The following is a 21467-nucleotide window of genomic DNA, read 5'->3' on the forward strand; positions in this document are numbered from 1 at the left end:
TATAGAACGAGGTGAGTGTGGGATGCGAAACGTGTCGCCATGGCGTGAGCCCGTCCACTCGACGGGGACGATGGGCGAGCCCCGGGGGCGGGGCCGGTTCGGCGCCTACGGCGGGCGGTACGCGCCGGAGTCGCTGGTGGAGGCGTGCCGCGAGGTGGAGGAGGTGTTCCGGGAAGCGTGGGTGGATCCGGGGTTCCGCGGCGCCCTGGCCGAACTCCTCGCCCTGCACGCCGGACGTCCCACCCCGCTCACGCCGGCCCGGCGGATGTCGGAGGAGCTGGGCCTGCGGCTGTACCTCAAGCGCGAGGACCTCACCCACACCGGCTCACACAAGATCAACAATGTCCTGGGCCAGGCTCTGCTCGCCGTCCGGATGGGACGGCGCAAGCTGATCGCCGAGACCGGGGCCGGCCAGCACGGAGTGGCCACCGCGACCGCCGCCGCACTGCTCGGGCTGGAGGCCACGGTCTTCATGGGCGAGCGCGACATCGAGCGGCAGGCGTTGAACGTCTTCCGGATGCGCATGCTGGGCGCCGAGGTGATCCCGGTGACCACGGGCAGCCGTACGCTCAAGGACGCGACCAGCGAGGCCATGCGGCACTGGGTGGGGGCCACCGGCGACTCCCACTACTGCGTCGGCTCGGTCGTCGGGCCGGATCCGTACCCATGGATGGTCCGGGAGTTCCAGCGGGTCATCGGCGACGAGGCCCGCGAGCAGTGCGCCGCCGCGCTCCGTACCGGCGTGCCGGACCACGTGATCGCGTGCGTGGGCGGCGGCTCCAACGCGGCCGGCACGTTCGCCGGATTCGCCGACACCCCGGCGCGCCTGACCGGTGTGGAGGCGGAGGGCGGCGCCGGGGCGGCCCGCGGCAGGCTGGGCGTCCTGCACGGCTGCCGCTCACTGTTCCTGCAGGACGACGACGGGCAGATCAACCAGGCGCACTCCATCGCCGCCGGGCTCGACTACCCGGGGGTCGGCCCGGAGCACGCCCACCTGCGCGACCTGGGCCGGGCCCGGTACGTCACGGTGACCGACGACGAGGCGGTCGGCGCGGCGATACGGCTGGCGCGTACCGAGGGCATCGTCCCGGCACTCGAATCGGCGCACGCCCTGGCCTGGGTGATCCGGGCCGCGGACGGCGGCGAGCTGCCCGCCGGATCAACGGTCCTGATGACACTGTCCGGCCGGGGCGACAAGGACATCTCCACCCTGAAGGAGCTTCTGTGACGACCTCCACACTGACTCCGGGCACGGTCGAACGCCACCTGCGCGCCCGCCGGGACACCGGCCGCCGCCTGCTGATGCCGTACATCACCGGAGGGATCACGTCCGGCTGGACGGACTACCTGCGGGCGTTCGCCGCCGGCGGCGCGGACGCGATCGAGGTCGGCCTGCCCTTCTCCGACCCCACCCTGGACGGCGTCACCATCCAGCAGGCCGGCGACCTGGCGCTGGCCCGGGGGGCGAGCACGCGCCGGATCCTCGCCGACCTGGCCGGGATCCCGGACGTGGGCGTGCCGCTGGTCGTCAGCACCTACTACAACCTGGTGCTGCACGACGGGGGCGAGGCGTTCTGCGCCGCGCTGCGCCGGGCCGGCGTCAGCGGCCTGATCGTGCCCGACCTGCCGATGCACGAGGCGGACGAGCTGACGGAGGTGGCCGCCGCCGCCGGGATCGAGCTGGTCCTGCTGGCGTCGCCGGCGACGCCGGAGCCGAGGCTGGAGGAGATCTCGCGCCGCAGCCGCGGCTTCGTCTACGCGGTGTCGCTGATGGGCACCACCGGAGAGCGGGCCGCCCTCGCCGCCTCGGCCGCCGAGCTCACCGCGCGGATCAGACGGGGCACCGACCGGCCGGTCTTGCTAGGATTTGGCATTTCCACGCCCGACCAGGCGCGGGAAGCCGGCCGGCACGCCGACGGCGTCGTGGTCGGCGCCGCGGTCATGCGGCGGGTGCTCGACGGGGCCGGGCCGGACGACCTGCGGACCTTCCTCGCGACCCTGCGGCGGGCCCTCGACCAGGAGTGTGACCCCCCACGATGACCACCGACGCCGGGTACGAGGCGAGGTACCGCGCCATCGCCGCCGACCTCGCCGCGAAGATTCGGTCGGGACATTACGCCCCCGGCGAGGCCCTGCCCCCGCAGCGGGAGCTGAGCGCCTCCTACGGGGTGACCCTCATGACGCTGCGCCAGGCGCTGCGCGAGCTCAGCGACGAGAGCCTGATCGTGCAACGGCCCGGCAAGGGCACGTATGTGGCCCCACCCCACCTGGCGTACCAGCTCGGCTCGCTCCGCAGCCTGGCCGACGACCTGCGCGAACAGGGCCACGACGTACGCACCGTGGTGGCCGGGCGGGCGATGCGCCGGGCCCCGGCCCCGGTCGCCGCTGAGCTGCGGCTGCGCCCCGGCGACACCGCCCTGCGGCTGGAGCGGGTCCGCGAGTTCGCCGGCCGTCCCGCCGTACACCAGGTGTCCTGGGTCCGCCGGCCGGTGGCCGACCAGATCCGCGACCGCGACTTCACCGCCGTCTCCCTCTACGAGGCCCTTGCCGACGCGGGAGTGGCGGTCGCCCGGGCGTCCGAAGTGGTCCGGCCCGGCCTGCTCGACCCCGCCGCCGCCCGCCGCCTCCACGAGCCCGAGGGCAGCCCCGTGCTCGTCAGCGCCCGGATCACCTACACATCCGACGCCATTCCCATGGTGTCCGACCATGCCACCATCCTGGGCAGCATGATGGAGATCCGCACCGAACGCGCCGCCACCGGCCTGTCCCTCGCCTGGCGCGCCACCAGCTAAAACCAGCAACCCAGCCGGCCACCGACCATCCAGCCGCTCTTCCACCAACCAGCCAGCTGGTCTTCTGGTGGTCGGTCGGCTGGTATCCCCGCCGGTTGGCTGGCTGGTCTTCTGGTGGTTGGCCGGCTGGTCTCTCTGCCGGTCGATGGAGCTGGTCCTCCGTCAGCAGCCCAGCGGGTGGTCCGTCGGCCGGTTGGTCGACCCGTGGCCAGCTCAGCTGCTGGTTGGCTGGCTGGTCTTCTGGTGGTCGGCCGCTGGTCTCCCCGCCGGTCGACGGAGCTGGTCCTCCGCCAGCAGCCCAGCGGGTGGTCCGTCGGCCAGTTGGTCTTCCCCTGGCCAGCTCAGCTGACGGTTTCCCAGCCAGCTAGCTGGTCGTCCGAGAGACCCCGTTGCGGTGTCCCGGCTCGGTGCTGACCAGCACCGCCACCCGCAGCCCGCCGACCTCCGTTTCATGGACGCGGACGCTCACTCAGCGCCGATCCTCATAGCCGGTCATCAGGGCGCTCGCTCAGGGGCGCTCGTTCATGGCTGGTCCCAGCGGCCGGTCGTAAGGGGCGGTCCTTAGGGGCGCTCGCTCAGGGCCGGTTGTCATGGCCGGTTGTAAGGCCGGTCGTTTGGGGCGGTCGCGAGGGGCGGTTGCCTGGGGTGCTCGTCAAGGCCGGTTCTCAAGGGTGGCCCTCATGGCTGGTTGTAAGGGGTGGTGGGGAAGAGGCGGGCGTAAAGGGCGGTCGTCATGGCCGGTCGTCAAAGGCTGTCTCAAGGGCGGTCGTCATGGCCGGTCGTCAAAGGCTGTCTCAAGGGTGGTCGTCAGGGGGCTTAGTCGTCAGGGGCTTATGGGCAGCGGTCCTCAGGTGGTGTCCGGGAGGGCTGCCTGGAGGGGGGAGACGTTGCCGGTGGTGACCAGGAGGCCGCGGCCTGGGGGGCCGCCGACGGTGCCGCGCGGTAGGCGGATGGAGAAGAGGTCGCCGTCCGCCTGGCTCTGGACCGACAGCAGCACGCCGGTGCGGGACTTGCGGGTCTCGGCCGCGAAGCCTCGGTAGACGACCGTCAGGTCGGTGGTCGCGCCGGCGAGCAGCAGGGCGTGGTCCCCGTCACGGCCGGAGCGGAGGATCTCCTCCAGGGCCGAGCCCAGCGGGCTGTCCGGGTCGATCAGCTCGGCGTCGTCCACGAGGACCACGTAGTGGTGCAGCTCGGCGACCAGCTCCCGGAGGTTCGTGGCGTCGGCGTCGAGGATCGCCAGGGCGGTGGACAGATTCTTGAGCGGGCTGCGTCTGGGCGTGATGGCGATGACCGGTGTGCCCTGGGAGATCAGCGACTCGGCGGCGGTCATCAGGACGGACGAGCGGCCGGAACGCGAGGGGCCCGCGATCACCGCGCCTGGGCCTTGCGCCATCAGGTCGAGCCCGAGCGGGGCGAGGGAGTCGCCCCCGGCGCCCACGAGTGCCCACAGGGGCGACGGCGGGCGGAACGTGGGGTCCAGGGCGAGGGTCTGACCGGCGGTGATGCGCATCGGCAACGGGTCCACGCGCAGCGGCGGCTCTCCCTCCCAGAGCCAGGGGCCTCGCCCGGCAGGCACCGATCGCTCGTGAGCGGGGCCGGGACGGTGTGGCGAGGCCGGGCCCTCCGCCGCGTCGCCGGGCGACCCCGGCGCCGGCGGGAAGAGCGGGGTGACCGGGCTGGAGGCGGCACGGGCCAGGGACTGGAGTGCGGCCACCTGGGCGGGACCGGCCGGATCGGGGCTGAGGAGGGCGATCTGGTGCTCGACGATGCCGTTCTGGCCCAGGGACAGGGCGCGGCCCGGCGGGATCGACGTCGGCAGGCCCTTGAGGGGGAATCCGGCCAGGCCGTAGTCGGTGGGGTCGGTGAGGCGGAGAAGCAGGCGGTTGTCGAAGAGGGTGGAGATCTGCCCGAGCAGGCAGGATCGGTCGCCTGTGACCACGGCCCGCAGGCCCACGGCGGGGCCTTCGCGCAGAAGCTGCATGAGGGACTCCAGCAGGCGGCCGTAGTCGTAGCCCTCGAACGCGGCGACGTAGCCCTCCCAGCGGTCGAGCATGAGCACCAGCCAGGGGAGTCGATGGCCTGCCTGGCGGTATTCGGCCAGTGAGGCGTGCCCGGCCTCGGCCAGCAGTTGCTGGCGGCGGCTCACCTCCGCCCGGAGACGGGTGAGCAGACGCTCCACGCGGTCCAGCTGGTCGCGGGTCACGACCGCGCCGCAGTGGGGCATCGCCACCAGCGGCAGCAGGGCGCCGGACCCGCAGTCGATCGCGTGGACGTGCACGTCGGAGGGAGGGGCGTAGGCCGCGATGGCGCCCGCGATCGTGCGCAGGACGGTGGATCTGCCGCTGCGGGCGGCCCCCGCGATCACCAGGTGGCCGCCGTGGGCCAGGTCGAGCGAGAGGGGGAGCCGGTCCTGAGCCCAGGGGCGGTCCGTCACACCGAAGGCGAGCGGCTCCAGCTCGCCTGACCGGTCGCGGCTCGCGGTTCCTGGTCCGTACGGCTCGACGACGGTGATCGGCGACGCCGAGCCGCCAGGGGCGGAGTCGCCGGTCGCGGGAGGCTGAGGTGCGGCTGCGGCGGGAAGGCCCAGGACCACCTGGGCGGGGATGGGCTCCAGCCAGGGGCGGGGCTGCTCCGGGACGCCTGCCAGGCGTGCGGCCTCGATCAGGCCGTCGGCGAGGATCGACAGGTCGGTGACGGCCGACATCTCGGCGGTGTCCGGCCGGCTCGGCAGAGTCCTGCCGAGCGAACGCCAGTCGACGCTCACGACTCGTACGTCCGCATGGGCCGTGTCGTGGCCCGGGGCCCAGGTGGGACCGCCCAGCCCGGGGTGGCCGCCGGTGCCGTTGGTGGCGCCGGTGGCCAGGCTCGGGCTGCGGCCGCCCACCCTGGCCGTCTGAACAGCGGTCGCCGCGCCCGCGCCCGACTTCACGTAGCAGCGGCCGGGGGTGGACTTCGAGATGTGCGCGGCATCGGGCATGTCGATCACGTCGGCGGACTCGGCCGGCTCGGTGACGCGCAGGGCGATGCGGAGTGAGGTGTTGGCCTGGATGTCGGCCGTCACCACACCGGCGGGGCGCTGGGTGGCCAGGATGAGGTGGATGCCGAGCGAGCGGCCCCGGCGGGCGATGTCGACCAGGCCGGTGACGAAGTCGGGCAGCTCTGCGACCAGCGCCGCGAACTCGTCGATGATCAGGACCAGCCGGGGCAGCGGATGGCCGGTGTAGTCCTCGATGTCCTTGGCGCCGGCGGCCAGCAGGAGGCGTTCGCGGCGCCGGATCTCGGCGCCGAGGGAGTCCAGGGCGCGCTGAGTCAGGTGGCCGTCGAGGTCGCTGACCATGCCGACGGTGTGCGGGAGACGGGTGCACTCCTTGAACGCCGCACCGCCCTTGTAGTCGATCAGCACGAAGGTGAGCTGGTCGGGACGGTTGGCGACCGCGAGGGAGCTGATGAGGGTCTGCAGCAGCTCCGACTTGCCCGCGCCCGTGGTGCCCGCGATCAGGGCGTGCGGGCCGTCCAGACGCAGGTCTATCGAGAAGGGGCCGTCGGGGCCGGTGCCGATCAGCGCGCGGGTCGACCCCTGGTCGTGCCAGCGGGCGGCCAGCTCCTGGCCTGACAGGGAGCGCAGCGCGAGCAGGTCCAGCAGCCGCACCGCGTCCGGGAGCTGGCCGGCGGTGTCCTGCCTGCTCACGTCGCGGATGGGGGACAAGGCTCTGGCCAGGCGGTCGCACCACGAGGGTGACACGAGATCCGCCAGGACCGGGCCGATCACGTCGAGGCCGCCGCCGCGCAGATGGACCTGGCCGTCGGGGTCGCAGGCGGCCACCGTGGCGCACTCCTCCGGCAGCAGCCGCTGGTCGTCGTCGATGGCCAGTGTGTAAACGCCCGCTCGCGGGCCCTGACGCAGGACCTGGGGCATGTTGGGCAGGCCTCTCAGGGCCTGCGCGCCGTCGAGGACGACCAGCACGTCGTAGGGGCGGGTGTCGTAGGTCGAGAAGGCGGGCGGCTCGGGGCCGCCGAGGTCGTCCCAGCCGGTGGGGATCTTGCCGAGCTCGGGGATCGCGGTGTTCTGCCGCTCGTCGATGAGGGCGGCCAGCTCGCTGACGCGGTGGGCCGCGGACTCCGGGTCGGCGCCGACCAGCGCCACGCACTCCTCACCGCCGCGCGGCGCGCAGTGCGGCAGCCAGCGCGTCCAGCCCCAGCGGCGCTCGCTGTCGGCGTGCGCGGAGATGATCACGATGGCCAGGTCGCGCGGACTGTGCAGGGTCGCGGCCTGCCCGGTGAGCCAGCAGGCCAGGCCGGTGGCCTGGTCGCGCGGCCCGGTGACGCCTGCGACGCCGAGCCTGCGCATGGCCAGGGACACCGGCACCGCCCGGCAGGTCGGCGGATCGAGGGAACCGCCCTGCTCCTCGCTGAGATCCAGGTTGGCGGGCAGATCGGCGAGCCCCACCCTCAGCCGGAGCGCGTCGTCATCGTGGATCCTGCGCTCCCACAGCCGTCTGCGCGGGCCGATCGCGGTCAGCAGCACCTGGGCCGGGTCGGGCGAGTCGGACCTGCGCAGCAGCTCGTCCTCGGCCCTGGCGTGCTCGACCGCCTCCTCGTAGGCGTCGAGCAGCTCCCGGTATTCCTTGAGTGCCTTCCTGTGCTGCTTCTTGCCGTGGCGACGGTCGCTCCACCACTGGCCGACCATGATGACGGGGGTCATCAGGGCCATGAGCAGGAAATACCACTGGTTGAGCACGAAGGCCAGGGTGAGGCCGAGCACCGCGGGCAGGAAAGCGGCCAGCAACTGCAGCCGCATCCCTTCGTTACGGGTCGGCTCCTTGGGCCGTACGAAAGAGCGGCGGCCCTCCGGACGGCGCAGCCGGGGCGGCCGGTTGTAGGCCACGCCGCCTTCGGGCCTGGGCGTCAGGTGGGCGTCGGGAGGCTCGATGGCCATCAGCGTGAACAGCGACGAGCCGCAGGCCAGCAGGGTGTCCTCAGGCCAGTCGACGGCGTCGGTGAGCGGCTGGGAGCCCAGCTCGGGAGGGGGTCGCGTGGCCTCGGAGGCGAACTCCGCCGCCTGCCGCTCCGCCACCCGCTCCGTGAGCTCCGCGACCTCGTCGGCCCATCTGCCCTTGAGCTTGAGGCGCGGCGCCTGGCCGGGCGCCGCCCGCAGCGCGCGCTCCACGGTGATCGCGTCGGGAGCCACGCGTACGGTCACCGCCTCCGGGGCGAGGGCCGCGTCGGCGACGGTGATGGCGCACATCGGATCGGAGCCGATGACGTGGACCCCGAGCCCCAGCCGGTGCACCGCGCCGGCGGCCGGACCGCCGACCACGCGGATCTCCGCCACGCCGCCCGGCTCCTCGATGATCGTCATCCTGGCGAGGCGGGGGTCGAGGGTGACCTTGTCGCCGTCGTGCAGCACGGACCTGGCGGGGGCGCGCGGGTCGAGAGGACGCCCGTTGCGCCACAGGGCGGACTCGCGTGTGAGCCCGCCGGTGGGGCCAGGAGTGTGCCAGGCCGAGCCGCCCCCGTCGGGCAGGCGCTGCCCTGGGACACGGGTGGCCGCAGCGGGAGACGTAGAGGGAGACGCGGCGGGTGACGCCGTGGCTGACATGCCGTAGGGCGCGCGCGCCCGGGGCAGCCGGACGACCTCGGCGACCGGCTCGCGGCCGCTGAGCGCCTCACTCACCGCGGCGACCGTCGCGTCATCGTCACCGTCGATCACGACGTCACGACTGCTCGCCTCGCCGAGCACGGTGAGCATGATCCGCATGTGCCGTCTCCTCGGTCGGATCTCGGCGCCAAGGTAGCGCCCGCAGCGACGTTAGGCCCTTCGGTTGACATCAATGGCATGAAAGCCGTGGCCTGTGGATAACCCAGGACACGAACGCACCCCTGTGGACAAGCCGCAAAGCGAAGGCGAAAAGTCCATGAAGTCCCGGATCGCCACCCAGTACGCCTGACCTATGCCCTATATCCCGTTAAGGTCGCGCCGAATATAAGCACACGTAAAGCGATAAATCCGAAAACCTCAGTTAACAAAGTGACAAATGTTAAACCAGTGACTCCTAGCCGGAAAAGTCAACACCCGTCAACTCGCTAGAAACAATAGGCATTGATTATTTTGAGTTGACACCAAGCCGCCTGCGAAACAAGCATGGTTCTTCGCATTCGACCCCCACTCCGCCACCCGGATGCACATAATGGCGTGAATTCCGCAATTCACTAATGGGAGCCCCCGACCCATGAGGACCAGTGAAAAACCCGCCGTCAACACGGCCGGGTTGTCAGGCCCAGCCTCGCGCAAGCTCCCCGTGCCCCCGCGCGAGCGCAAGCCTGCCCTGGCCGCCCTCGCCGTGCTGCTCATCCTGGGCGGAGCGCTCGCGACGACGCTGCTCGTGCTGCGCAGCGGTGACCGCATCTCCGCGATCAGGATCACCCAGCAGGTGGGCGCCGGCCAGCAGTTCACCGCGGACGCCATGGAGGAGGTCCAGATCGCCGACACCGGCATCGACTTCGTGAGCTGGTCGCAGCGGGAGCGGGTGCTCGACACCTTCGCGGCCGTCACCATCCTGCCCGGCACCCTGCTCACCGACGACATGGGCGTCACCGCCAGCGAGGAGCTCGGCCCCGGCAAGGCCAAGGTGGGGCTGGCACTCAAACCGGGCCAGATGCCCGCGGGGTTGAATCCCGGCGACCGCGTGCAGGTCGTGCACGTGCCGGGACGCGGCGGCGAGGCGGAGAGCCGGGTGCTGGCGCAGAGCGCGCTGGTCTTCAGCGTCGGCGGCGAGAAGGGCAGGAGCGGCGGCAGCGGCCAGATCACCGTGATCGTGGAGACGCAGGTCTCGCCGGTGATCCTCCAGTTCGCCTCCGTCGGCGAGGTCGCCGTGGCCGAGCTTCCAGGGGCGCGCTGACGTGGGGCTGATCGCGCTGGCCGCCGACAAGGGCGCGCCAGGGGTGACCACCGCCGCGACGGCCCTGGCCGCCGTCTGGCCCAGGCCCGTGCTCCTCGCCGAGTGCGACCCCTCCGGCGGGGACCTCGCCTACCGTCTGCCCGCCGCCGACGGCGGGGTGCTCAATCCGGGCAAGGGCCTGCTCACGCTGGGCGCCACGGCCCGGCGCGGCCTGGAGCCCGCGCAGATCCACCAGCACACCCAGAAGATCGTGGGCGGCCTGGACGTGCTGGTCGGCATCACCCATGGGGAGCAGGCCGCCGGTCTGACCTGGATGTGGGGCCCGCTGGGCCGGTCGCTGGCCGCGATGCCGAACGCCGACGTGATCGCCGACTGCGGCCGCCTCGGCTCCCACCCGCAGCTCGGCGACCTGCTGGCGGAGGCCGACCAGGTGGTCCTGCTCACCAGGGCGACCCTGGACCATGTGGCCCACCTGCGGGAGCGCCTGAGCATCACCAAGGCGCACGGCGTGGTGGTGATCGCCGACCCGCGCAGCTACCGCTCCTCGATCGACGACGTGCGCAGGATCGTCGGCCCTTATGTCTCCTTCGTCCACGGGCTGGCCCATGACGTGAAGGGCGCGGAGCTGCTGCGCGGTCAGTGGGGCGGCCGGCTGGACCGCTCGTTGCTGGTCCGTACCGCACGAGATCTCGCAGGACGGCTGGTGGGGACCCGATGATCGACCACTCCCTCGTCAAGAGATTCCGGCAGGAGGTCGGCGACCGCCTCGCCCACCAGCGCCGGCTCGACCAGGCCAACGGCCTGCCCACGATGACGGGCGAGGACGAGCGCCAGTTCGCCAGGGCGCTGATCTCGCAGGTGCTGGAGGAGCACGCGCGCAGCGAGATCGGCCTGGGCCGCACTCCGCCCACGGTCGAGGAGGAAGAGGCGCTCGCCGCGGGCATTCACGCGGCCCTGTTCGGCGTGGGCCGCCTGCAGCCGCTGCTCGACGACCCTGAGGTCGAGAACATCGACATCAACGGCTGCGACAAGGTGTTCGTCAGCTATGCCGACGGCCAGGAGCTCATGCGGGAGCCGGTGGCCGAGTCCGACGAGGAGCTGGTCGAGCTCATCCAGATCCTGGCCGCCTATTCCGGGCTGTCGAGCAGGCCGTTCGACACTGCCAATCCACAGCTCGACCTGCGCCTGCCGGACGGTTCGCGGCTGAGCGCGGTGATGGACGTGACGGTCAAGCCCGCCGTCTCCATTCGCCGTGCTCGCCTCGGCAAAGTCTTCCTTTCCGACTTGGTCGGAAATAACACGATAAGCCCGGAAATTGGCCGTTTTCTCTCGGCGGCGATCGGCGCCCGGAAGAACATCATGATCGCCGGATCGACCAATGCGGGAAAGACGACACTGCTGCGCGCCCTGGCCAACGAGATCATGCCCAGCGAGCGCCTCGTCACCGTCGAACGAGCCCTGGAGCTCGGCCTCGACCAGTTCCCCGAGCTTCATCCGAACGTGGTCGCCTTCGAGCAACGCCTGCCCAACTCCGAGGGCCAGGGCGAGATCAGCATGGCCGAGCTGGTGCGCAGGTCCCTGCGCATGAACCCCAGCCGCGTGATCGTCGGCGAGGTGCTCGGCGACGAGATCGTCACCATGCTCAACGCGATGACCCAGGGCAACGACGGCTCCCTGTCCACCATCCACGCCAACTCCAGCATGGAAGTCTTCAACCGCATCGCCACCTACGCCCTGCAGGCCCGCGAACGACTCCCGATCGAGGCCACGCACATGCTCATCGCGGGCGCGATCGACTTCGTCGTCTTCATCGAGAAGCGCAACGACTATCACCGCGGCGGCACCCTGCGCCGCTACGTCTCCAGCATCCGCGAGGTCAACGGCTGCGACGGCCGCGTGCTGTCGAGCGAGGTGTTCGCGCCCGGCCCGGACGGCTCGGGCCTGCCGCACGCCCCGGTCTCCTGCATGGAGGAGCTCGCCGCCTACGGCTACAACCCGGGGGGCTGGTGACATGATCACTTTCGACCCGCTGGCGCTGCTGTCCGGCGCCCTCGCAGGCGCCGGCCTCTTCCTGCTGTTCCTCTCCCTGTACGGCCTGCGCCCCCGCCCTTCGCAGCCCAAGCGCCGCATGGTCCAGATGCTGTCCACCCGCGCGGCCATCGCCGGGGTCGCGGCCACCGTGGTGCTGGTCGTCACCGGCTGGCCGGTCGTGGCCGTCGGGACCGTCCTGCTGGTCTTCGCCTGGCGCGGCCTGTCCGGCGGCGCGGCCGAGGAACGGGGGGCGATGCACCGCCTGGAGGGCCTGGCCGCCTGGACCGAGTCGCTGCGTGACACGATCGCCGGCGCGGCCGGGCTGGAGCAGGCCATCCCGTCCTCGATCAGGGCCGCGGCCCCGACGCTCCGCCCCCATCTGCGCGCGTTGATCGACCGGCTGCACACCAGGATGGCGCTGCCGGACGCGCTCGCCATGTTCGCCGACGAGCTCGACGACCCCTCGGCCGACCTGGTGGTGGCGGCGCTGGTGCTCAACTCCCGGCTGCGCGGCCCCGGCCTGCGCGACGTGCTCGGCGCGCTGGCCGTGTCGGCGCGCGAGGAGCTCGACATGCGCCGCCGGGTCGAGGCCGAACGCCGCGCCACCAGGCGCAGCGTGCAGATCGTGGTGATCACCGCCCTGGCCTTCGCCGCGCTGCTGGTCGTCTTCAACCCCGAGTACGTGGGCGAGTACGACAACCTGCTCGGCCAGGCGGTGCTCGTCATCGTGGCCGGCCTGTTCGGCGCCGGATTCGCCTGGATGCGGCGCCTGGCCAGGTTCGACAAGCCCACACGACTGCTCGTCGGAGGCGACCATGGTTGAGGGCGTGCTGGCGGGCGGCGTGGCGGGCCTGGGCCTGTTCCTGCTGCTGAAGGCGCTGTTCCCGGCCCGGCCCGGGTTGGTGGCCAGGCTGCTCGCGCTGGACGAGGTGCGGGAGAGCTCCGACTCGCCCCGCATCCTCCTGCTGCCGGAGGAGGAGGTCAGCGCCTTCCGGCGGCAGCTCGGCGTCCGGCTGGCCCGCCTCTACGGCACCCGCGGCTGGCACGTCCGCTCGACCAAGGCGGACCTGGCGCTCGTAGGACGCTCGTTCGAGGGTTTCCTGGCGACCAAGGCGCTGCTCGCGGCCAGCGGGCTGCTGGCCTTCCCCGTGCTGTTCGGCTGGCTGCTGCTGATGGGCTGGGGCGCCTCGCCGACCATCCCGTTCTGGGTGGCCGTGCTGGCGTCGGTCGTCTTCTTCTTCCTGCCCGACCTGCAGATCAAGAAGGAGGCCACGGCGCGCAGACGCGACTTCCGGCACGTCGTCGGCGCGTTCCTGGACCTGGTGTCGATGAACCTCGCCGGCGGCCGGGGCGTCCCCGAGGCGCTGATGATGGCCGTCTCGATCAGCGGCGAGCAGCCCAACTGGGCGATGGCCCGCATCCGGGACGCGCTGCAGGGGGCCAGGATCGTCGGCATCACGCCCTGGCAGGCGCTCGGCCAGCTCGGCGAGGAGCTCAACATCGACGAGCTGCGGGACCTGTCCGCCGCGCTCGGCCTGGTCGCCGACGACGGCGCCAAGGTACGCACCTCGCTGACCGCCAGGGCCGCCACCCTCCGCCGCCGGGAGCTGGCGGAGATCGAGGGCCGGGCCGGCGAACGGTCCCAGTCGATGCTGGTCGCCCAGCTCCTCCTCTGCGCGGGATTTGTCATCTTTCTCAGTTTTCCGGCCGCTATGAAGATGTTGGGGTCCTGATGAACCATCCGTGGATCATTTACCTGGTCGCGTTCCTGAGTGTGCGCATCCACCGCGCCCGCACCGCGCCGAGCCGAGGCGCCTCCGCCGTCGAGTGGGTCATCATCACGGCGATCATCGCCGGGGTCGCCCTCGGCCTGGCCACGCTGATCAGTCAGCTGGTCACGGAGAAGCAGGGCGACATCCAGGACTCGTTCGGCGGTGGCGGCGGTGACGGGGACACGTGACACGCTCCAAGCGCGATGACCGAGGCGTGTCGGTGATCGAGCTGGCCCTGCTCATGCCGGTCATCCTGGCCACCGTGCTGCTCATCGTGCAGGTCACACTCTGGTTCCACGGCCGCCAGGTGGCCGAGGCGGCGGCCAGGGAGGGAGCCCGCGTCGCCAGGGCCGCTCCCGCCGACTCCGGCGGCTGGGAGCAGGAGGCGCAGGCCAAGGCCCGCGACGTGCTGGCGGCGATCGGCCCCCAGCTGCTCGACGGCGCGTCGGTGAACACCGCCGAGAAGGACCCGGACGAGCGTCACGTGACCGTCACCGGCAGCGCCGTCCAGGTGATCCCCCTGCTCCCGGAGCTCGCCTTCACCATCACGGCCACGGCGGGTGGCCCGATCGAGTGCTTCCGCCCGGACGACGGCGGCGAGGACTGCGAATGAACCGCCGCGCGCGCGAGCGAGGCTCCATGGCCGTCGAGACGGTGATGCTGGCGCCGGTCTTCCTGCTGTTCCTGCTCTTCCTCGCCGGAGCCGGACGCCTGGTCGAGGCGCAGGGTGAGGTCAACGCCGCGGTCAGGGACGCCGCGCGGGCCGCCTCGGTCCAGCGCACCTTCGACGACGCGACCGCCGCCGCGGAGAAGGTCGCCACCGACGCGCTGCAGGACGGGTGCGCGAACCCGGCCGTCACCCTGGACGGCGACGCCTATGAGCAGGGCGGCGAGGTGCGGGCGGAGGTGACGTGCGAGCTGGACCTCGCCTTTCTCGGCTTCGGCGCGGCCAAGCGGATGACCGGCACGGCCGTGGTGCCGCTGGAGGAGTTCAGGAGGGTGGAGAAGTGAGGCGGGGGGAGCGCGGGTCCATGTCGGTGTTCACCGTGCTGTTCTCCGTGGTGGTGTTCCTGCTGGCCGGGCTGCTCGTCGACGGGGGATCGGCGATCAACGCCCGGTTGCGGGCCAACGACATCGCCGAGCAGGCCGCACGCGCCGGCGCCGACCAGATCGACGTCGACCACCTGCGCACCACCGGTGAGGTCCGGATGCTGGGCCAGGGGGAGGTCTGCGCCAGGGCCGAGGAGATCGTCGCGGCGCACGGCGGCGACGGCATCACCACGGCCGGTTGCACCGTCGAGCAGGGGCAGGCCCAGGTGACGGTCAACGTGCGGGTCCGCTGGACCGCCTTCTTCCTGGCGGCGATCGGCTTCTCCGGGTCGGAGATGGAGGGCGAGGCGAGTGCCGCGCCCGAGTCGAGATGAGCCGGCGAGCAGAGCCGAGCGAGCAGAGCCGGCGAGAAGACCCAGACCGAATCGGGCGGGTCAGTGGATGACAGAGCGGCGAATCAGCACGCTGGACGTAGGAGGGGAGAGGCCATGCCGACGCGAGAGCCCGCGCGCGCACGACGTCCGGCGTATCCGGCCGGGCAGGGGCGACCGCGCACGCTCAGGCAGGCCCCCGCGCGGATCCAGCCCCGGCGCCGCCCCGGCGACGTGCTGGCCGGGCTCGGCGCGCTGCTCCTGCTGGTGGCGCTGGTCGGCGGTGTCCCGTACGCGCTGCTGAGGTTCGCCGGGCCGCCGATCAGCCCCGAGCTGCTCAACCTCGATCTGCTCACCAGCAGCGTCGGGCCGAGCACGATCATGGCCGTGCTGGTGGTGTTCGTCTGGCTGGCCTGGCTGCAGCTCGCCGTGTGCGTGGTGGTCGAGGTGTACGCCGGGGTGCGCCGGGTCGGGATGCCGGCCAGGGTGCCGCTGTCCGGCGGCACGCAGGCGCTGGCCAACAAGCTCGTCAGCGCCGTGCTGCTGCTCTTCACAGCGGGGGCCGTGGTCGTGCCGATCGCGTCGATGGCCACGCCGCCCGCCCCGCCCCCGATGACCGCCGTCGCGTTCACCGCGCCGGTCGCGGAGCAGGAGGAGGAGACACGGCAGTCCAAGAAGGTGTACGTCGTGCAGCCGCCGCACGGCCGTCACCACGAGAGCCTGTGGGAGATCGCCGAGAAGTGCCTCGGCGACGGGCGCCGTTACCCGGAGATCTTCAAGCTCAACCAGCACAAGGAGCAGCCCGACGGCGCCCGCCTGCGGATGGCCGACCTGATCAGGCCCGGCTGGGTGCTCGACATGCCCGACGACGCGCGCAACACCCATGTCGTCCCCGCCCATCAGGCCAGGGCCCAGACGCTGGAGGAGCATCCGGCCAAAGCGGGCGGCGAGCGGGCGATCGTCAGGGACCGCGTGGACCAGTCGGTCACCCAGAAACAGGACGTCGCCAAGCCCGAGGTCAGAGACGCCCTCCAGGAGGACGGTGTCCGGATGCAGCCGGCCGCCGACGGCCTGGAGCTCGTCGACTTCCTGGCCGGCGCGTCGCTGGCCGCCGCCGGCCTGCTGGCGGTGCTCGGCAGGAGGCGCCGTGAGCAGCTCTGGCACCGCCTGTTCGGTCACCGCGTCGTACGGCCACGCGGCGACGCGGCGGAGGTGGAGGTGGCGCTCAGGCTCGGCGCCGACGCCCCGGGCGCCCGCATCCTCGACATCGGCCTGAGGCTGCTCGGCGCGGAGCTGGCCGCGGCCGGCCGCACCCCGCCGACCGTCTACGGCGCGCACCTGTCGCCGCGCACGCTCGATCTGTGGATCCATCCGCCGGACGGCGACCCGCCCGCTCCCTGGACGGTCAAGGACGGCGGGCAGGTGTGGCGGCTGGCGGCGCACGAGGGCCGCCTGCTGGAGGATCAGCCGGGCGGGGCCCCGTACCCAGGTCTGGTGTCGATCGGCACGGACGAGAGCGGCCGGGTGCTCGTGGACCTGGAGGCGGCACAGGGCCTGATCAACATCCGTGGCCCGCAGACGACGGCGGCGCTGGCCGCGCTCGCCGTGGAGCTGGCCACGAACCGGTGGTCCGACCGCATGCGGATCACGCTCGTCGGCTTCGGGGAGGAGCTGACGGCGATCGCCCCGGACCGGATCAGGGCCGTCGGCAGCCTGGCGGCGGCGCTGCCCGAGCTGGAGGCGACGGCCGCGCCGCGCCAGGAGGTGCTCACCGGCAGGATCACCGGCCGCCCTCGCGACGCCCACTACCTGCTGTCGGCGGTGGCACCCACCCACGACGAGGCGCGCAGGCTGGCCCTGCTCGCCCGCAACGACACGGCGGGGTACGTGGTCACCGGCGACGTGCCGCACGCCACCTGGACCTGGGAGATCACCGAGGACGGCCTGGCGAAGATCCCGGAGCTGGGCTTCGAGGTGACGGCGCAGCTGCTGCCCCGCCGCCACTACCGGGCGCTGATCGAGCTGTTCCGTACGGCCGACCGGATGGACGGCGAGGCGATCCCCGAGGCGCAGCCGCTGGCGGACCTGCACCCGCCCGCGGTGGAGATCAGGCTGCTCGGCCCGCTGGAGGTCGTCGGGCCGGAGCCGATGGAGCAGGGGCGGATGGCGCTGGCCACCGAGCTGCTGGTCTACCTCGCCACGCATCCCGGAGGGGTGCATCCGGTGGTGCTCGGCGGCGTGCTGTGGCCGCGCGGCGTGCAGGCCATGGTCAGGGACGCCACGATCGCCCGGGTCACCGACTGGCTGGGCCCGCGCCACCTGCGGATCGACCAGGCCGGCAGGCTGACGCTGGGGCCGGACGTGCGCACGGACTGGGTGCTCTTCCGCGAGCTGGTACGTCGCTCGCAGGGCGATCCGACGGCCCGTGCCGTCCTGCTGGAAAAGGCGCTCGGCCTGGTCAGAGGCCCGCTGTTGAGCGGGCGGCCGGAGGGCCGCTACGCGTGGCTGGCGGGCGACGAGCTGGAGTACGACGTGGCGGCCGAGGTCGCCGACGCCGCGCACCGGCTCTGCGAGCTGCGCCTCGCCGACGGCGCGCCCGAGGCCGCCATCGCCGCCGTGCGGGCTGCGCTGCTGCTCGCCACCGACGACGAGAGTCTCTGGCGCGACCTGCTGCGAGCCACCCACGCCACCGGTGACCTGGGCCGGTTGCGCGCCGTCGTCGAGGGGCTGACCAGGCGATCCACCTCCCATCCGCACGGCGGTGGGATGGCCCCCGAAACCGAGGCGCTGATCGACGAGCTGCTGCCGTCGTGGCGTCTCCACGTCGTCAGGGAGTCCACGGCATGAAACGGATGACAGTCGGCTTGGCGCTCCTGCTGCTGGCGGGATGCGGGCAGGCCGTGCAGCCCTACCGGCCGAAGGAGGCCCCGGCCGCCGCCGCGAGCGAGCCCACGAACGCGGTGGAGAGCACGCCCACCGCCGGCGCGCGGCCGGACACGATCGACGTCGGCGGTGAGCTGGAGGTGCGGGTGCGGTGGCCGGAGCGGGACGACGCGCTGGTGCGGCTCTTCCCCGACTACTACGCCCAGGCGTGGGAGGCGGTCATGTCCGGCGATGACCGCTACCTGCGCCACGTCGAGCCCGCCTACGCGGGCGAGGCGGCCGACTGGGTGCGCAACTTCACCGGCAAGAAGCAGTCGGTCAGCGGCGTCGTGCGGCTCTTCCGCCTGCGGGTGAAGGCGGTGGTGGGCCGGGGCGCCGAGCTCAACGTGTGCGTGGACGAGACGAAGATGAAGGTGATCTCCACGAGCACCGGCGAGGCCATCACGCCACAGCCCGCCTCCAGCCGCGCCCCCTACCTCCAGATCGTGCTCGCCCACCGCGACGACGACGGGGTGTGGCGCATCAGGAACTTCAGCCACAGCAAGGAAGGATGCAGCTGATGAAAGGCCTGCTTCCCGTGATCGTCGCCGGATCGCTGCTGTTCGCAGGCGGCACCGTGTCTCATGCCGTGTCTCACGCCGCGCCTCCGACCACCCCCCCGAAAGGCGTGGAGGCGGAGGGTTTCCAGGACAGGAACACGCGAGAACTCGTCCTGCGGCACTCCAAGATCCGCATCACCGGCGACGGCGCCAAAGGCGGCAAGAGTGACGGTTACGAGCTCAAGAGCCCCTGCTGGTACGAGCCTGGCCTGGACGCGGAGAAGATGCTGGCGTTCATGTCGGACGCGCGGGCCAACGCCTCCAGGATCCAGCGTGACGAGGAGGGCTTCAACGCCTTCATCAAGCAGTTCAAGGACAAGGTGGGGCAGCCGGGACTGTGGTGGACACCCGCCTACAACGCGGGCGATCCTAAGGGCGCGGCCTGCTGGGCAGGGCTCGAACTGTTCGTGTTCGTGCCGCCCAACACCACCCCGCCCAGCGGGATCACCTTCCAGGAGCTCGCCGAGGTCGCCAGGGCCGCGCTGACCGTGCCCGAGGGCACGATCAAGCTCAACCCGGACGCCAAGAGCTACGTCAACCTGCCCACGTTCGTCTGGCTTGAGGACATCGGCGAGCCCCGGCGCACGGTCACCGCGACGCTGCCCGGCGTGATGAGCGCCACGGTGGTGGCCACCCTGTCCGACATCAAGATCGAGGCGGGTACGGATCGGGCGGAGGTGGTGCAGAAGGGGTGCGGCCCGTCGGGCAAGCCGTACACCAAGGACGCCGACTTCACCTGCGGCGTGCGCTACGAGCGTGCCTCCATCGACCAGCCGCGCCAGGTCTACGAGCTGACCGTGACGAGCGTCTGGCCGGTCGAGGTGACCGGAGGGGCGCAGAACATCCAGTTCGACCCCGTCCAGGCGGAAGTGACCCGTGACGTGCCGGTCGGCGAGGTGCAGAGCAACGTCAAGCCGTGAGGCGTGACGAAGGGCCGGCCCTCCGGACCGGCCCTTCGTACTGAACTATCAGTGCTTGCCGGATTCGTGGGCGAGCAGCCACTCCTTCACCGGGACGCCGTAGTAGTAGCCGCCGAAGCCGCCCGTGGTGGGCAGCACCCGGTGGCAGGGCACGAACGGCGCGATCAGGTTCTGGGCGCAGGCCGAGCCCGCCGCGCGGGCCGCCGTCCTGGGCAGGCCCGCCCGTACGGCCAGCTCGGCGTAGGACACCGTGGTGCCCGGCCTGACCTCGCGGAGCACCTGGTGGAGGCGCTTGCGGGTGGGCGTGCCCGGCTGCTCGACCTCGATGGCGTCCAGCGCTTCGAGGTCTCCGTCGAAGTAGTCGCGCACCGCCCGGGCGATCGGGCCGAGGTCGTCGACCACGTCCAGGCCCTCGGCCTGCAGCGCGGGCGAGAGGCGGACGTACATCTCCTTCGGGTCGGCGGTGAAGCCGCCGGCGACGAGCACCCCGTCGCGGGCGAGCACGGACAGCTCGCCGATCGGGGTGGGCAGGATCTGGGCGTTGATCATGAGTGACTCCAGAGGTGAAGGGCGGCGTAGGCGCGCCAGGGGCGCCACCGCTCGAGGTGTTCCTTGGGGATGTCCAGGGCGGCCATGCGCCTGTCGAGCACCAGGTCGCCGGTCGGCCAGGCGTCGGGGTCGCGCAGGGCCCGCAGGGCGATGTAGCTGGCGGTCCACGGCCCGATGCCGGGGATCGCGAGCAGCTCCTTCACCGCCTCGGCGGGGTCCTGGGCGCCGTCCAGGTCGATCAGGCCGCCGTCGACCCGGCCCGCCAGCTCCTTGAGCGTGGCGATCCGGCGGTTCGTCAGGCCGAGCCCGTCGAGCTCGGCCGTGAGGAGCTCGGCGGCGGTGGGGAACAGGTGGCCGCCCGCCGCCGTGGCGCGGCCGGCCGTGGCGGCGATCCGGCCGAGCAGGGTGCGCGCGCCCGCCACGGAGATCTGCTGGCCCACCACCGCCCGCACCGCGAGCTCGAACCCGTCGAACGTCCCCGGCACCCGCAGTCCGGGCCGGGCCGCCACGAGCGGGGCGAGCGAGGTCTGGCCCAGCGCCTCGGCGATGGCCGCCGGGTCGGCGTCGAGGTCGAGGAGGCGGCGGCAGCGCGCCACGATGCGGGCGAGCTGCCGGGTGTCGTCCACGGACACGTCGAGCGCCAGATGGCCGCGTTGCGGGGTGAGGGTGATCGTGCCGCCGGGGACGGCCCGGCTGTAGGAGGTCGCGTCCGCCACCTCCAGGCCGGGGATGGCACGGGAGGCGAGAAACGTGAAAACGCCTTCGACGTCGTACGGCTCCCGCGGGTGCAGGCGCAGCCGGAGCGCGGCGGGCGCCGGCTTCCCGCTGCCGATACCTCCCACGGCGACCTGCGCCGCATCCGTGCCGTCGGGACTCCCTCCGGCGGTGTGCGCCTGTTGCGTGCCGTTGGGACTCCCTGCGGTGGCAGGAGCCGCGTTCTCGCGGCGGGCCGCGCGGGTCAGGCCGCCGGCCGTGGCGCGCAGCTCGCTCGGGGTGAAGCCGTACGTCTCCCGCATGGTCGCGTTGAACTGCCTGACGCTGCCGAACCCGGCGGCGAACGCCACGTCCGTCACCGGCAGCGCCGTCTCCGTCAGCAGCTGCTTGGCCAGCAGCAGTCTTCTGGTCTTGGCCACGGCCAGCGGCCCGACGCCCAGCTCGGCGACGAACAGCCGGTGCAGGTGGCGCTCGGTGATGTGCAGCCGCCTGGCCAGGCCCGCCACGCCGTCCTCGTCCGCGCCGCCGTCGTCGATCAGCCGCAGCGCCCGGCCGATGAGGTCGCCGCGCAGGTCCCAGCCGGGGTCACCGGGGGAGAGCTCGGGACGGCAGCGCTTGCACGGCCGGAACCCGGCGGCCTCCGCAGAGGCGGCGTGCCGGTAGAAGCGCACGTTGCGCGCGCCGGGTGTGCGCGCCGGGCAGATGGGCCGGCAGTAGATACGGGTCGTCGTCACCGCCGTGTAGAACCGCCCGTCGAACCGGGCGTCCCTGGCCGAGACGGCCCGGTAGCAGGCGTCGAAGTCGAGCTCTGTGGGTGACATGCCTCCGAGAATAGGCGCTGGTCAGCGGTCGCTACCGGCGGGAATCGGACCTCACCGTGAAACCGC

General features: G+C 72.3%; 18 protein-coding genes. 15 read left to right on the forward strand and 3 right to left on the reverse strand.

Annotated features, from left to right (window positions below; all coding sequences use genetic code 11):
• Window positions 1-22 precede the first annotated feature (22 nt).
• From trpB to ACTMTF_RS19090, 3 genes are read left to right on the forward strand one after another with little or no spacing between them, the layout of a single operon-like run.
• Window positions 23-1228: a tryptophan synthase subunit beta gene (trpB, locus tag ACTMTF_RS19080; protein WP_441111891.1), complete on the forward strand. Its 1206-nt coding sequence runs from the start codon at window positions 23-25 to the stop codon at window positions 1226-1228.
• Window positions 1225-2040 (forward strand): tryptophan synthase subunit alpha, encoded by an 816-nt coding sequence (gene trpA / locus ACTMTF_RS19085; protein ID WP_441111892.1) that lies wholly within the window; start codon window positions 1225-1227, stop codon window positions 2038-2040. The genes trpB and trpA overlap by 4 nt, the downstream gene beginning before the upstream one ends.
• Complete coding sequence (locus ACTMTF_RS19090; protein WP_441111893.1) at window positions 2037-2792, forward strand: GntR family transcriptional regulator; 756 nt, start codon at window positions 2037-2039, stop codon at window positions 2790-2792. The genes trpA and ACTMTF_RS19090 overlap by 4 nt, the downstream gene beginning before the upstream one ends.
• Window positions 2793-3639: 847 nt before the next feature.
• Here the strand turns inward: ACTMTF_RS19090 and ACTMTF_RS19095 are convergent.
• Window positions 3640-8550: an FtsK/SpoIIIE domain-containing protein gene (locus ACTMTF_RS19095; RefSeq protein WP_441111894.1), complete on the reverse strand. Its 4911-nt coding sequence runs from the start codon at window positions 8548-8550 to the stop codon at window positions 3640-3642.
• Window positions 8551-9022: 472 nt separating this feature from the next.
• On the opposite strand from ACTMTF_RS19095, the gene ACTMTF_RS19100 reads away from it, so the two are divergent.
• From ACTMTF_RS19100 to ACTMTF_RS19155, 12 genes are all read left to right on the forward strand, one after another.
• Window positions 9023-9691: a hypothetical protein gene (locus ACTMTF_RS19100; protein WP_441111895.1), complete on the forward strand. Its 669-nt coding sequence runs from the start codon at window positions 9023-9025 to the stop codon at window positions 9689-9691.
• A gap of 1 nt (window position 9692) precedes the next feature.
• Window positions 9693-10409, forward strand: coding sequence for a hypothetical protein (locus ACTMTF_RS19105; protein ID WP_397008301.1), 717 nt, complete (start codon window positions 9693-9695; stop codon window positions 10407-10409).
• A complete protein-coding gene (locus ACTMTF_RS19110; protein WP_441111896.1) occupies window positions 10406-11701 on the forward strand; it encodes a CpaF family protein in 1296 nt (431 codons plus the stop codon). Before ACTMTF_RS19105 ends, ACTMTF_RS19110 begins: the two co-directional genes overlap by 4 nt.
• A gap of 1 nt (window position 11702) precedes the next feature.
• Window positions 11703-12545, forward strand: coding sequence for a type II secretion system F family protein (locus ACTMTF_RS19115; RefSeq protein ID WP_441111897.1), 843 nt, complete (start codon window positions 11703-11705; stop codon window positions 12543-12545).
• Window positions 12538-13455, forward strand: coding sequence for a type II secretion system F family protein (locus ACTMTF_RS19120; RefSeq protein WP_441111898.1), 918 nt, complete (start codon window positions 12538-12540; stop codon window positions 13453-13455). Before ACTMTF_RS19115 ends, ACTMTF_RS19120 begins: the two co-directional genes overlap by 8 nt.
• Window positions 13455-13682, forward strand: coding sequence for a hypothetical protein (locus tag ACTMTF_RS19125; RefSeq protein ID WP_397008309.1), 228 nt, complete (start codon window positions 13455-13457; stop codon window positions 13680-13682). The genes ACTMTF_RS19120 and ACTMTF_RS19125 overlap by 1 nt, the downstream gene beginning before the upstream one ends.
• Window positions 13679-14107: a TadE/TadG family type IV pilus assembly protein gene (locus ACTMTF_RS19130; protein ID WP_397008311.1), complete on the forward strand. Its 429-nt coding sequence runs from the start codon at window positions 13679-13681 to the stop codon at window positions 14105-14107. Before ACTMTF_RS19125 ends, ACTMTF_RS19130 begins: the two co-directional genes overlap by 4 nt.
• Window positions 14104-14505 (forward strand): TadE/TadG family type IV pilus assembly protein, encoded by a 402-nt coding sequence (locus ACTMTF_RS19135; RefSeq protein WP_397008313.1) that lies wholly within the window; start codon window positions 14104-14106, stop codon window positions 14503-14505. The genes ACTMTF_RS19130 and ACTMTF_RS19135 overlap by 4 nt, the downstream gene beginning before the upstream one ends.
• 20 nt (window positions 14506-14525) lie before the next feature.
• Window positions 14526-14918 (forward strand): flp pilus-assembly TadE/G-like family protein, encoded by a 393-nt coding sequence (locus ACTMTF_RS19140; RefSeq protein WP_441111899.1) that lies wholly within the window; start codon window positions 14526-14528, stop codon window positions 14916-14918.
• Window positions 14919-15032: 114 nt separating this feature from the next.
• On the forward strand, window positions 15033-17762 hold the full coding sequence (locus ACTMTF_RS19145) for a BTAD domain-containing putative transcriptional regulator (RefSeq protein ID WP_441111900.1): 2730 nt from the start codon (window positions 15033-15035) through the stop codon (window positions 17760-17762).
• Window positions 17759-18358 carry a hypothetical protein gene (locus ACTMTF_RS19150; protein ID WP_441111901.1) on the forward strand — a complete coding sequence of 200 codons (600 nt, stop codon included), beginning with the start codon at window positions 17759-17761 and terminating at the stop codon, window positions 18356-18358. The genes ACTMTF_RS19145 and ACTMTF_RS19150 overlap by 4 nt, the downstream gene beginning before the upstream one ends.
• Complete coding sequence (locus tag ACTMTF_RS19155) at window positions 18358-19317, forward strand: hypothetical protein (RefSeq protein ID WP_441111902.1); 960 nt, start codon at window positions 18358-18360, stop codon at window positions 19315-19317. The genes ACTMTF_RS19150 and ACTMTF_RS19155 overlap by 1 nt, the downstream gene beginning before the upstream one ends.
• Before the next feature lie 48 nt (window positions 19318-19365).
• Here ACTMTF_RS19155 and ACTMTF_RS19160 read toward each other — a convergent pair whose 3' ends face one another.
• Entirely contained in the window at window positions 19366-19866 is a 501-nt protein-coding gene (locus tag ACTMTF_RS19160; RefSeq protein ID WP_441111903.1) for a methylated-DNA--[protein]-cysteine S-methyltransferase, read from the reverse strand.
• Window positions 19863-21401 (reverse strand): DNA-3-methyladenine glycosylase 2 family protein, encoded by a 1539-nt coding sequence (locus ACTMTF_RS19165; protein WP_441111904.1) that lies wholly within the window; start codon window positions 21399-21401, stop codon window positions 19863-19865. Before ACTMTF_RS19165 ends, ACTMTF_RS19160 begins: the two co-directional genes overlap by 4 nt.
• Window positions 21402-21467 lie beyond the last annotated feature (66 nt).

Origin of the sequence: Nonomuraea sp. ZG12, assembly GCF_052068115.1 — a bacterium.
Taxonomy (GTDB): Bacteria; Actinomycetota; Actinomycetes; order Streptosporangiales; family Streptosporangiaceae; genus Nonomuraea.